This is a genomic window from Aquimarina algicola, from assembly GCF_006443095.1.
In the GTDB taxonomy this organism is placed as follows: Bacteria; Bacteroidota; Bacteroidia; order Flavobacteriales; family Flavobacteriaceae; genus Aquimarina; species Aquimarina algicola.
The window spans coordinates 708,655-723,444 of record NZ_VFWZ01000001.1; the positions used below are offsets into that span (position 1 = coordinate 708,655).

Here is a 14,790-nt window from a genome sequence, read left to right on the forward strand (position 1 = left end):
AGCCCTATGAAGAGACAATTATATTTTCTATTCTTAACCACTATATTAATTTTAGAAAGTGTGCTGGCACAAACTTTTCCGGTTACAATTGTACCCCAAAACGTGCCTCCAGCTCCAATATATTTTTCTTCTTATGCGGATGTTTCTTCAATAAATGGCCCTTTACGACTACAGATTTTATTAAATGATCTTTTTCAATCAAATAGAGAAATAAGATTAAAAGCTTTTTTTGAAGGAAATGGAATTCGTTTTGAAAGTAATGATATTGTTGTCGATGCTCTTTCTCTATTTATAGAAGGAGGAATACCATTAAACCTAACCAGTGCTGAACTTGCTCCGTATTTCGACTTTAAAAATATCACTGGTATTTCCCCTTCTGTTTATGGTCAACCTATTCCGGAGGGATCTTATCAATTTTGTTTTGAAGTCTATGACAGTCTTACTGGAGCACGAATCTCTCAAAAAACTTGTACGACAACATATATTTTCCAAAATGAACCTCCAATACTTATTGCCCCAAACAACAAAATAGAAGTAAGAGAGCAAAATCCTCTAAATTTATTTTTTCAATGGACACCAAGACACATAAATGTAAGTAATGTGCAATATGAGTTAAGTATTGTTGAAATATGGGATCAAACGATAGATCCGCAAGCTGCTTTTCTAGCATCTCCGCCTATATTTCAAACAACTACAATCAACACTTCTTATCTTTATGGTCCTGCAGACCCACTATTACTATCCAATAAAAGATACGCCTGGAGAGTACAAGCTAAAGCACTAAATGGAGCTGAAGAAATCGGAATCTTTAATAATAATGGATTTAGCGAAATTTTTTGGTTTAATTACATAGCTCCCTGTGAGACCCCTGATAATGTACAACATGAAGTGAAGGGAGCTCAACAAGCCAATATTACATGGGAAGATTTTACAACCGATATTCCTCAATTTACAGTTCGCTATCGTGAAAAAGGTAAGAATAATGAATGGTTTTTTACAAAAACAACTGGTAATTGGGTTACATTATGGGATTTGCGCCCTGATGCTACTTATGAGTACCAAGTAAGTAAAAAATGTGCCATTTCTGAAAGTGAATATTCTGTATTGCAAACTTTTACTACTCTGCTTGAAGATGATGAAGAAAGTCTTATTAATTGTGGAATCTCTCCAGATCTTAATATTGATAACATGGAGCCTTTGGAGCAATTGCTTCCTGGAAACATATTCAATGCAGGAGACTTTCCTGTGAAAGTGACCGAAGTAAGTGGAACCAATGGTAGATTTACCGGTAAAGGATATGTTTCTTTTCCTTATTTCAAAAACATAAAAGTCGCTGTAAATTTCACTAATATCTTTGTGAATAATGAAAACGAACTTGCCGAAGGAACTGTTATAACAGTATATGATCCAACATGGGGAAATATCCTTGATATTGATGAAGTCATAGATGTTGGTGAAGATATTGTCGATGTTTTTACCGGAGGAGATAATGAAACGATCAACCTAGATTATGATATTGATGAAAATGATATCAGTATTGTAGACGGACAAATTGTAATTACCAAACCTGATGGGACTACTGATACCTTTGATTATGATGAAGGAGACAGCTATACGATTACTGATGCTAATGGAGATAGCTATACCATAGATAGAGATGGAAATATCTCACAAACTGGACAATCAGACCCTTCTCCTCAACTTACTGCCGATAATACGGATGGAATACGAAAAGGACCTCATACCGGAACTATAGAAGACTCTTATGTCGATATGATTACCAATGATGATGTCAGTGTAACTTTTAGAACTGGTGATGATACTCGATTCGCATTAGATCTTGCGAATAATGAATATGAAAATGCCAATTATCCCAAAATTAGTAGCACATCGGGGCAATCTTACTACCCTGCTCATAAAGCAGCAGTACAAGGAGAAAATGATATTTTTTATGCTGATATAAAAATTAGCAATTCTCAAATTAATATTGATAGTTTAATCATAAAAACGGTAAAAAACACAACTATCAAACATGAAAGAGTATCTGGGACAAACACATTTAAGATCACTATTTCTGGCGTGAATCCATGCCGCACTGAAGAATGTGTAGTTACCTATTTAGACCCTTCTTCAAACAAATATAAAATTGCTGCAAATTTCTTTATACATCATATAATAAAACAAAATGAAATTCCAATACAGGTGGTTACTGTAAATGGAGGTAATAACATTTCTAATTTTGAACAGGGTTTAAATTCCATTTTTGGAGTAGCTGGCGGTAGATTCAAAGTCAAACCAAATGTTATAGATATTACCATAGCACAAAGCTCTTGGGACCAGAACAATAATAACATTATAGATTATGATGGAAGCGGATTATTATCAGATTACCCAACAGAACTTAAGAATATATACCAGGAATTCAAAAAGCAATACCCTGATTACGATTCTCGACAATACTTCATATTTGTATTAGGTAAAGATCTTAAAGTATCAAAACCTCTAAGTGGTTTTATGCCAAAGGCAAGGCAATGGGGCTTTGTTTTTGAAAATCATTTGGGGAAAGGTCTGGAGAAGAAAGATACAGCTCTCAAGGTAGCAGCACACGAGCTTGGGCATGGTGTATTTAAACTTACCCATCCTTTTGGTGAAGATTTTAATAATTCAGGAAATGCTAGTACATGGTTAATGGACTATGGCGATGGAACCGAACTAGGATACCCTAATTGGGCTACAATGAGTGATCCTGATTTGGATTTGTTCTTGTTTCAAGATGATTCTGGAGGTGAGAGTGCTATTGTTACTAACATAGAAGCTTTAAAAAAGTTTGCTAATAAGGATGGAACATTTACATTTTTGTCTTTGGCAGGAAGACCAATTACCCTACCTCAAAATATTACCAAGGTAGTTTTCAGTACAGGTGATACTTTTAAACTAAATGATTGTTCTGATTTTACTATTGTGCCATTCGGAACTTTAAAAGAATTTGCTATAGGTAAAAAAGTTTATGTAAAATGTGGAATATGCGGACAGGACAATTTTACTGGATATTCCGCCAAAGGTAGTGGGTGTTCTGAGAAATATATAGATCAATTTACAAGTAATAATTATAGCTCAGCAATTATTGGGTATCCAAGAATATCTAAAAGTAATACCAATATTTATTTTAAGGTAGGAAAAATAGATATCAAACCAAATGAAGGAGGTTATACAGGTAAAATCAAGAAATATGACTTTCTTACAGACAAGTTAAAGTCAACTTCTAATTTTGAAGATATTGAAGTGACTTTTGACCCTGATTATGATGATGAAGTAAAACAATTTATTGCTAATCATATTGATGCATCAGGTTTTGATGGTTCTAAATTTTATGATAATGATGCTTACGTCTTTATCCATGCTACACAATTACAAGAACATCAAATACTAAAAGGCTGTTTCAAGACTGGTGTACCAGGAGAGATTTTAAAAAATATCACAAGAACCTATCAGGAAGTAACCTCATTTAACAACGGTACACCTCAATATTCTGATAAAGAAGAGATAATTTTTAAACCATCACACGAAGAAGGAGCTTCTAAATTTAATGCTTTAAGTTTAGTGAAGCATTGGGAAAAATATGATATTAATTATTATGCTGAAATCGCAAAGAAAGTAAAGGATTTTAATATAAAAAAGGATGCTGACGCAAGTCATATTCTTTCAATATTTTCTAGTGTTTTTGATACTGAAAACATTAATAACGTTCAGTCAGATAATTGGGATTGTTTTTGGGATCAACTTTCATTTCAGGATAAAATAAATATTTTAAAAGCATTTACAGTCGATTTCATTGATTCAGAGGGAGATTACTCTTTTCAAAGTTATTATGATAGTCTCAGAGAGGATGTTTTTTATTTTGCAACTATCACTACTGATGATATTGGTAATGAGACTGAAAATTTAATTTATAAGATTTTTATTGATGCAGACAAATCTAATGTAAACAAACAATTGTTATTAGACTTTCTAAGAGATCATGATGCTGATGGCAATAATGATTTTTTAGTACTAAAAGGTCTCTTCGATATGTTGAATGATGAATTTATTTTCGATAATGATAATCCTCAATTGGATAAGGTTATAGAGCTTATCAATAAATGGTTACTAGATGAATTAACTAATGGAGGATCAAAACGTCGTGAAATTGATCAAAACATTTCAGATTACGATGTATATACTAACAACATTAGAAATGAGTTTGACTTAGGAGAATTAAGTAATTTTAATGTAATACCTATAAGAAATTTTGATTTTACAGGTACAGCAGATATTCAATCTGATGGAGATCATACTTTATTCTACAAATTAGATTCTAAATTTTTATTAGCCAAAAGATCTATTGATATATCAGTAACTTCTAATTACATCGATTTCTCAAAAATAGAGGATTATTGGAAATGGATATCAAGCAATAGTACAATTTTTCAAAACAATTACTCTCCTTATGATTTTGTTATATTAAATATACTAGAAGATTTTGAAGTTAATGGTAAAGAATTTAAACGACATGATAAAATAATTGTCCCAGCCATAACTTTACATTGGATAAGTAAAGCTATTAATGGTAAAAACCAAGCGGTAGCCGCTAGAGTATTTTTAGATTGTATAGCGATTATCTCAGCACCATTTACTGCAGGAGCATCTACTCTTTTGTTAGTTACTGAAATAGGACTAGCTACTATAGATATAGTAATTGCAACTAATGAAGAAGAATTTATTAAGCAGTATGGACAAGAGGGATTAAATACCTGGAATGCAATTTATGGTATTTACAATTTAGGACTAGCAGTTAAGAGTATATCAGGCATTTTTAAATTTAAAACCAAACCAACTAGTCTAAATACTTTAGCAAATGATAATGTCCTTATAGAAGGGTTTACATTATCGACAAATACTGCAAGAAAAAATGCTGAAGCATTATTAAAAGAAGGAAATATAATTCAAATCAAAGATTTTATTGGAAGAATTGATGACGTTTTAAAAGCAATTAATTCTGGAAAGTTCAATAGGGTACAAAATGTTACCAGAATTTATGAAGAACTTTTAAATATCAGGATTCAATTATTTCTTTCTATGGACGATGCTATAAAAAACATTGCATTAACTGTAAATAAAGGAAACTTAGTAGTAAAAGAAGGAGAAAAGACAATTACTACTCTTTCAAAGATTGATTTTGTTGACAATACAATTTCTTTAACAGGAAATAATATACAATTACTACCACAAAATGTCACTATTACTAAAAAAGTAGGAACATTAAATAGTGTAACAACAAAATCTTCAGATATAACCACAGGCTTGCAATTTCTACAAAATGGAAAAATGATTGCAGGAGATATAGATATTGTAAAGGATGTAAGTACTGGAAAATATTATCTTAAACCTATATTAAATAATGCTGTTATCAAGGCGGAAGTGTTCACGTCCGCAACTAATCCTAAAAATATTTCATGGACAAATAATATTGAAGGATTCCGTTCAACAATAGATGCAAAAACAATATGGAACAATGTTTCTAAGGAACACTCTTTTTTTATTAAGGATGATTATATCATCAAAATTGATAATCTAGGTGATCAAAAGACAGGAAATTTAGTATTTGGAAAATTTGATGAACTTACAGGAAGAGGAGAATTATTAGGAGTATATGAGGGTATACACAATATTGATGTAGTAAATGATTTTGGTTTTAATAGACTACTTAGTAAACTGAAAGCTTACCATGGGCAATGTTCAGGTGGAAGTTGTGTTAATCTTAATGTTTCTAGTGGTGCTGCTATTATTTCTAATCCAAGTACCACGACTACTATCGTAGGTAATTATAAGCGATACCCATGGTTCCAAGGAGACATGAAAGAATTAATTCCAGAACTGTTGGGAGACCTCAAAACGCAACAATTTGGTCCAAAAAAAGGAGGGTATAATGTACTTAACGTTGCTGATGAAAAAATAACTGATTGGACTAAGTTTTGGGAAGAATATAACAAGCCATGGCTAATGGCAGCTATCAACCGATCAGATGATATTTGGGCTGCATCAAACCCTATGGAACTAAATTTACTATTTAAATCCCTAGATGATGTTCCTGTTAATAGAATTAGAACTCCACAAGATCTGGCAGACTATCTTAAAACGTTAAAAGATCAAGTTGTTTTAAAACAAATAACAGGATTTGGAAATGAAGTAAAATTACTATCTGAGCAAGGATATGTTTATGACACTATTAAGTTTAGGTTTATTAAGAATATCAACAATAGCTCTAATATTGTTAAAAAAATTGTACAACCTGTAAATATTAATGATTTAGGAAAAGCTAATATTAATAAATTTTCGCTAATTGATGAAGCAGGAAATATTACAGGAGAACTAAAAAGAGTTATTGGAAAAGGTGGAAAAGAATTACGATATTTTTATACCGATTTTATAGGTGGAAATGGTTTAATTAAAAATCAACAATATAAAATGTCTCCTTCACATATACCTAACTATGAAATAATTGACCCTTCACTATACTTAGAATATAGTAAACTCAAAAGTAAGGATATACTTTATGGAGATTTACAAATGCCAAAAGTAGTAAACAACAATGTGAGTGGACTAGGGAAAATCATGAATACTGATGCCTTTAAGTTGTTAGACAATAAGGTAGAAATAGATGGATTTTACGGTTTGTTTAAAAAGGATGTAAACCTTTATAAAGACTATGGAGGGGAATCAATTAATTTAACTAAGTTTAAAGAAGCCTTAAACCAAGGTATGACTAAGGAACAAGCTGCTTTTGAAACGACGATAGGTAAATTTGCCAAAGAAAAAGGGTTTAATAAAGTTGAGTTTGATCCAGATTTTACAATAGATAATTTGGATGAAGTTCATATAATTTTTTATAAATGATGATAGTTTTTAGTAATAAAATATCAATAGATAATAATGATTTCTTCCGGAACGGAGGAAAAAGATTAAGTTTTAGAGACTACAGTCATATATATCAGAAAATTAAAACTTGGATTGACTTAAAAGATGATCGGTCAGTAAGAGTTTTTACTTACAATGACACATATAAATTAAAAGAAAATATAGTTAAGCGATTATCTTGTTTATTAGATAAGAAAGAAAGCCCTCCAGAGAATATTACCGATAAGGAACTAAAAAAATGGTTAAAGAAAAATCCTAGGGAAATAGTAGAAATATTAGGTAAAAAAATTTCTATAGGTGGTTTAGGTTTAATGCCTCCCCCTCTTGATCGAGAAATAATAACCTACAATAAGTTACTTACTATAGTTGATAGTTGTATAGATACTAATTCTCCTCTATACATAAAAATTGAGGAAGATAATTATAATTAACATTAACTTCTTCGTAAAACCCATGGATACTAGCACTAGAAATAAAATATAAATATGATAAAAAAAGACGGTTATTACATATCAGAAGCTTTTAAAAGTGAGGATTGGCATGCTGGACATAAATTTGAAAGTCAAGACCATAAAATATTGATCTTTTTAAATAATAAAAAAATTATACGTGATATTACGGAAAATCAAAATTCTTTTGATATAAATAAATGTATTTCAGAATCTAATAGTAAGGATACATATAAAATTGTAAATAATATAATAGAAATTACAATCGACCCAGACTCTAAATTTTCAAAAAAAAGAGAATTTACAATCCTCTCCCCAGAACTATTGTTAGACGAAAATTTAGTTGAATATCATTTTATACCAAATCAAAAATCAGAATTTGATTTTTGATTTATTAAGTAAATAAAATAGTAAACAACCCAAAATAGCATGAAAAACCATTACCTCCTCATACTCGCTTTGTTTCTGTCTGTAGCAGGATTCGCTAATACAGGAAAAGATTCATTATTGGTTAAGGATAAGCAACCTATTTCTCCTTTGTATGAGAACCCTGCTGTAAAAGGTTTAGATACAGAAGCTTTAGAAAGACTTGCTGCTTTTAAGGCCAAACGTAAAATCAATGAAGCTAGTAAAGCATATATACTACGAAAATACGACACCAAAGAGTTTCGTTCTTTTCCTGAGTTAGAACATGCTATGACCAATGTAAATATACCTAACGAAAATTTCTTTCAAGGGGTAGCAGAGTTTACAAAAGATTATATCAAAAAGATCTATAAACCTACACCAAAAACTGATTCTCTGGTTAAAACCGCTAAGGCTTTATTTAAAGAAATTGAGAAACAAGAGAATTTTATTAATGTTATTAGTGGTAAAGAATTACTTCAGTTTCCTGTAGGCCTAAAAAAAAGCGTATCCCCTAGTTCCTCAATTACTATTGGTATCGTAAAAGCAAAACTACATGCAAACTATGCCGAGGTCGATCTTTTTGCAAAATTGACCCTTGGTGAATTAAGTACTGAATTATTTTTTGGAGCAAGTAATGTAAAATTATCGCATGAAGGTGGAATTTATGGTGAAGCACAATTACATTTATTAGGTGATTTCCCTGTTGGACAAAGTGGTGGGCAATGGGCAATTACCTTTAAAGGAGGTTTAGAAAGTGATGGTAATGTCACAAAACAAACCTATATAACTATAGATTGTACCGGAAAAGTTAAAGAAATTGCTCTCGAAGCCGATGTGAGAATCGCTAAAACCGTAGCTATTCCTCTGAATGAAGATGGTACCAAAAAATTCCCTGCTGAAACAAAACCACAAGATGGTAAAAAAATAGCTGGAAATGAAAGCTATGTTGGAGCAAGCTTTAGCTTCGTAGCAGAGTCTTTACAAGATCTGTTGATAGAACTTGATTTACCAAAATTTGAATTGGTTCCCCTACCCGGCTGGGCATTCAAAATGAAAAATGTAGTACTCGATTTAAGTGATACCAAAAATTCGCCTCTCGTTAATTTTCCTACTATATATAACGAAAGACAGTTAATCCCTGCCGATCAAAAAGAATTATGGAGAGGGTTTTATGGCGAAGAAGTAACAGTGACATTACCTAAAGAATTTCAAATCACAAAATCCAAAGAACGTATCTCTTTTGGTGCAAGAGGATTACTTATTGATAATTTTGGAGTATCAGGTAATTTCTTTGCTTCAAATCTATTTAATATTAACGAAGGAAATGCCGGTAAATGGCAATATTCTTTAGATTCTCTAAATGTAGATCTACAGGTCAATCATTTTATTAAAGCCGACTTCAATGGAAAACTAGTACTCCCCATTAGTGAGGCTGATAAAAATGGTAATGGCGAACTAGAGTACAAAGGATTGATTACTGCGAATAAACAATATACAATACGTGTAGAAGTCACCAAAGATGTAGATTTTAACATTTTCAAATCGAAAGCAAAACTGTTTCCTGAGTCTTATATTAAAATGGAAGTTGATAATGGTAATTTTTACCCAGAAGCTAATCTCACCGGTTTAATGGCTTTTAACAAAGCCCAAAAAGACTCTCTGAACAACATTTCTTCACAAAATGAAGATACCGATACTAGTGATATTGAATCTTTAAGTTTTGATGGACTTGCTTTTCAGAATTTTAAAATACAGACCAGAAACAAGCCCTATCTTTCTATTAAATATATGGGCTTTAAAGACACAATAGCCTTGCCAAAAATTTCAGGATTCCAATTAGGGTTTTACGATATTAAAGCTAAAATGTATCCTGATGATCGAGCAGAAATTGGTCTTAATAGTTATGTAAATCTTGATAAATCAGGTATCAAAGGAGATGTAAGAATTAGAATTGTAGGAAAACTGCAAGAAGGAGATTATCTTAAATGGAAATTTGATAAAATAGCAGCAGATGCTGTAAAAGTTGATGTAAAACGTAAAAATTTTGAGTTTTACGGAGAATTGAATTTCTTTAAAAACAACCCGGTATACGGTAAGGGGCTATCAGGTAAACTTAATTTGTATGCAGAAAGTCTAAAAATAGAACTCAAAGCAAAAGGAATTTTTGGTAAAAAAGATGATTTCCGTTATTGGTATGTCGATGCCTTTGGGAGTCCAACCTCTAATAAAAATAATAAAAGTCTTCAGATTATAGAGTTAGGCGGGGGTGTATATCATCATATGCAAAAAGCAGGAATTGATAAGCGAGCAGAAAGTTTATCTGGTATCTATTATCGCCCCGATATCAATACTGAGTTTGGATTTAAAGCTATGGCTTCTTTTAAAGTCAAAAAAGCAGCTACTTTTACAGGTCTTTTTGCAATAGAAATGAGTTTTAATAGCCCATCGGCTGGAGGTGGTTTGAGTAGGCTTGGATTTTACGGAGGTGCTGCATTAATGACAGGAAAAAGTGGTGGAGATTCTGGTAGTCCATTTGGTGATGTTGCAGGAATGCAAAAGAAACTGGCAGATAAAGAAAAAACCATTCCTAACTTTAGCGAAATGTCAATTGATAAGGAAGGTATTAAATATTTTGCAACCAATGTATTTCCTAATATTTTAACAGGCAAAGAACAGTTTGCAGCACAACTTGCAATTGACTTTGATTTTAGGAATGACACATATTGGGGTATGTTTGATGTATTCCTTAATTTGGGTCAGATTAAAGGTGCAGGAGAGAAAAACAGACTAGGGTACATTGAATTCTATGATGCACCAAACGATTGGTATATTTACATTGGAACTCCTACAAAACGCTTTGGTGTTGCCGGAATTCCTATTGGTCCTGTTGAAGCAGCTTTTGATTTATATTATATGACAGGAACGATTTTACCAGATCCTGCTCAGCCAAAACCACAAGTCATAAATATTTTAAATTTAAAAGGTGATGAGCTATTATTTGGAAGAAACTTCAATAGTCAGCTTGCTCAAGGAACCGGATACGCTTTTGGTGCTTATGTTGAAGTCGGAAAAAGTTTTGATTGGGGTATTGTCTATGCTTCTGTACAAGCAGGTGTTGGATTCGATTTAATGATGAAAGATTTTGGAGATGCACATTGTAAAGGTAGATCTGGTCCGATAGGAATGAATGGTTGGTATGCTACAGGTCAATTATATGCGTTCTTACAAGGAGAAATTGGTGCTCAAATAAAACTATTTGGATTTAGAAAGAGAGTTCCTATTCTAAAAGCTGGATTAGCAGTACTAGCACAAGGACAATTACCTAACCCTTGGTTTGTAAAAGGATATGCAGGAGTAAAAGTAAGAGTGCTTGGTGTTGTATCTATACAAGCAAGATTAAAGGTAACTATTGGTGAAGAATGTGAAATTGTAGGCAGAACAGGAATACAAAATGTAGAAATTATTTCAGATATTTTACCCGAAGACAATTCTAGTGATGTAGATGTTTTTGATGCCATACAGGTGGCTTTTAATGTACCTATTGGAGAAGTTGTAGAAATTGATGACGATCAGGGAACTCAAAAATATCAAATTGAATTAAAAGAATTTACTGTTACTGATAATAAAAGTACTGTTTTAGGAGAACAGATATGGAATAACAACAAAGATATTTTAATTTTTGAACCTGATGATATTTTATCTCCTAAAACAAAAATCACAGCAACCGTAAAAGTTCAATTTAATGAATATAAAGGAGGCCAGTGGAAACCAGTACTGGAAAATGGTCAACCTGTATTAGAAGAAAAAACAGTAACGTTTACTACAGGAGAAGCACCTACCAAAATCCCATACAAAAATATTGAATACATGTATCCAATTGTAGATCAAAGATACATGCTTCCAAAAGAAAGTAGTAACGGATATATTCAATTAGAAAGAGGGCAGGATTATCTATTTGATCAGCAAGGATTTAAAGACGAACTATTTTTTATCACACAGACTGGAGACATTACCAAAGTTAAATTTTCATATGACAATGTTAGTAATGCATTAAGTTTTCTTCTTCCAAAACTACCTAATAAAACAGCGATAACGTATAAATTAGTTACCTCAAAATCTAATCTTGGAAACAATGAGATAAATGGTCAAGAAACTTTTAATATCATTAATGATGATGTATCAATTTCGCAAAATACGCTCACAGGAACAGCTACCAATGATGCATTCCTTACCCGGTTAGAATTCAATTTTAGTACAAGTAAGTATAATACATTTAAAGAGAAGATGAGGGCTATCAAAATTGAAGATTATTATACTTTTTTTGATGGGGCTTCAAATGTAGCACAAATGGAACTTCGTATCAAGCAATTTGAACCTTTTGACATCAATGAAGTAATGGGAACCTCATATAACCAAAATAAAGCGCTAATAAGTGGACTAGGAATGAAATCTGATGATTATTTTGAGAAAGAAATATACCCTCTACTCTACAAAAACTATCCTTTGGATAATAATATCAGAGTAAACCGAGATGAGCAAATATTAGGAACCCCTCCTATGAAGAATATAAATCCGGGACTTACATACAAGCACTATCTACAAAATGATCCAGAAAATCCATATCTAGAAGAAAGATTCCCTTTTAGATGGAATCTAGCTGCAGCTTACAAACAAGATTTTGTACACTTACAATATGTAATTGTTAATCGATATTTAAGTCAAGTACCTATAAATACTGAAGCATATGAAAAATTCAAGTATTTAATGAATGGTATATTTCCCTATGTAAATGTTGAAAAATATCAAGTACAATTTCAATATACGTTGCCAAACAAAACATCAGGCAATACAGTTAAATTAGATTATAAAAATTATTTTTAATGATACTACGATTTCACATCCTATATACAATTTTCTTTTTCTGTTTTGTCAATTCGGTTCTGGCACAAAAAAAAGATGATCAGGAATCTTCTAAAAAAATCATAGTTAAAGCATTTGCTAAACCAGATACTATTTTACTTCGATGGGCAGTTACTGATAAGTATGCTTGGAAATATAGTAATCAATACGGATTTGTAGTAGAAAGAACAACAGTCTTACGAGATGGAAAACCATTACTTAATCCTGAAAAAATCATCATTTCGGGCGATACTATCAAACCAAGACCCGTTGAGGATTGGAAAGACTTTGTTGAAAAAAATGACATGGCAGCCATTGCTGCACAAGCGATTTATGGAGAGTCTTTTCAGGTTAATAACAATGAAAATGAAAACGAATTACTCAAAGTTTTTTATGAAAGTGAAGAATTAGATCAACGATTTAGTTTTTCATTATTTGCTATAGATCAAGATTTTGAAGTTGCTCAATATGCTGGTTTAGGATATATAGATACAAATGTAAAAGAAAATGAAAAATATATTTATAATATAAAAAGTGCTATTCCTAAAAAACGGATGGATATTGAACCATCAGGAGTATATATTAGTCCTAAAGATATTGAAGAACTACCCAAACCTATGGACTTTTTTGGATACTTCTTTAAAAACTCATTTGTATTAGTATGGGAATATGATCAACTGCTTCCATTTTACACAGGGTATAATTTAGAGCGCTCAGAAGATGGAAAAATATTTAAAAAAGTAAACGAAGTTCCTATAACCAAATTAGCGGATACTCCTTATTCTGGAGTTTCTTATACCGATTCTATTCCAGAATTTAGAAAAAAATATTGGTATCGTATTGTAGGCATTAATTATTTTGGTGAAAAAAGTCCTTCTTCTAACCCAGTAGAACTAATTGGCTTCAAAGAAATAAGAACTGAACCTGTATTTTCATCCACAAATATAATTTCTGAAAAAGAAGTTGAGTTAGAATGGACCTTTTCTAAAGAAGAACAATGGAAATTAAAGAAATTTGAACTTCTCAGAGCAGAAAAGGCTGTTGGCCCTTACAAATCTGTTATAGATAGTATTTCTCCTGAGCAGAATAAAATTAGTTATAGCCCATTATCAGATATCAACTATTTTAAAGTTAAAGCTCACGGAAAGAATCAAGATTTTAAAGAATCCCCTCCAACTATGATACAACCTATTGATAGTATTCCTCCAAATAAACCACAAGGGCTTAATGGAGTGATAGATACACTAGGAATTGTTACCCTTACCTGGAATAAAAATACCGAATTCGACCTTAAAGGGTATGATATATTAAGAGCATACCGTAAAGGCCAAGAATTCACAAAACTAAACAAAGCTAATTTAATTAACGAAAGCTATATCGATAGCATCGATATAACTTCTTTTGACAAAGCCGTTTATTATCGGTTGATTGCATTAGATAATCGTTACAATGAATCCATTCCTTCAGATACTTTGGTATTGGTAAAACCTGATAGAGTACCTCCTACTTCACCTGTATTTAAGACATACGAAATTAAAGATGGAAAAGTAGCTTTATCCTGGATTAATAGTTCTGTAGACGATTGGAATTCTACTGTAGTTTATCGTGCTGAAGCAAATGATACTTTAATCAATCCTTGGAAAAAAGTATTTGAAACTAAAATTGATTCGGTTACCAATTTTATAGACGATAAAACGAACTCTGGAAAAAAATACAATTATACACTTATTACAGTAGATCAAAGTGGTTTAGAAAGTCCCCCTAGCCCTATGATTACTCTTGATCTTCCTGGAAAGTTAGTAAAACCGGGAGTAAAAGGATTATATGCTACAGTAGATAGAGAAAATAAATTTATACAATTAACATGGCGACTCAATCCCGAAAAAGTAGTCGAATTACAAATTTATAGAAAAACAGCTGAGGTACCTTTTACCTTGTATAAACGAATTGCTCCCTCTGAAAGAGGTTGGATAGATCAAAATTTAGTCCCAAATACAACTTATACCTATGCTTTCAAAGTAATTTTTGATGATGGTAGTATTAGTGAATGGAAAGAGATTGAAATAGTGTACTGATAAGA

Annotated in this window: 5 protein-coding genes; all 5 read left to right on the plus strand. The window is 31.8% G+C overall.

The genetic code is table 11. The annotated features are described in order from the left end of the window. The first annotated feature begins 6 nt into the window (after positions 1-6). The 5 genes from FHK87_RS03220 to FHK87_RS03240 are packed head-to-tail and all read left to right on the plus strand — an operon-like array spanning position 7 to position 14,785. Positions 7-6,933, plus strand: a complete 6,927-nt coding sequence (locus tag FHK87_RS03220) for a fibronectin type III domain-containing protein (RefSeq protein ID WP_140589695.1) — start codon at positions 7-9, stop codon at positions 6,931-6,933. Continuing rightward, positions 6,930-7,385 carry a hypothetical protein gene (locus tag FHK87_RS03225; RefSeq protein WP_140589697.1) on the plus strand — a complete coding sequence of 152 codons (456 nt, stop codon included), beginning with the start codon at positions 6,930-6,932 and terminating at the stop codon, positions 7,383-7,385. The genes FHK87_RS03220 and FHK87_RS03225 overlap by 4 nt, the downstream gene beginning before the upstream one ends. 54 nt (positions 7,386-7,439) lie before the next feature. Next, on the plus strand, positions 7,440-7,793 hold the full coding sequence (locus tag FHK87_RS03230; RefSeq protein WP_140589700.1) for a hypothetical protein: 354 nt from the start codon (positions 7,440-7,442) through the stop codon (positions 7,791-7,793). 39 nt (positions 7,794-7,832) lie between these two features. Beyond that, entirely contained in the window at positions 7,833-12,692 is a 4,860-nt protein-coding gene (locus FHK87_RS03235; RefSeq protein WP_140589702.1) for an Ig-like domain-containing protein, read from the plus strand. Continuing rightward, positions 12,692-14,785, plus strand: coding sequence for a fibronectin type III domain-containing protein (locus FHK87_RS03240; RefSeq protein ID WP_140589704.1), 2,094 nt, complete (start codon positions 12,692-12,694; stop codon positions 14,783-14,785). The genes FHK87_RS03235 and FHK87_RS03240 overlap by 1 nt, the downstream gene beginning before the upstream one ends. Positions 14,786-14,790 lie beyond the last annotated feature (5 nt).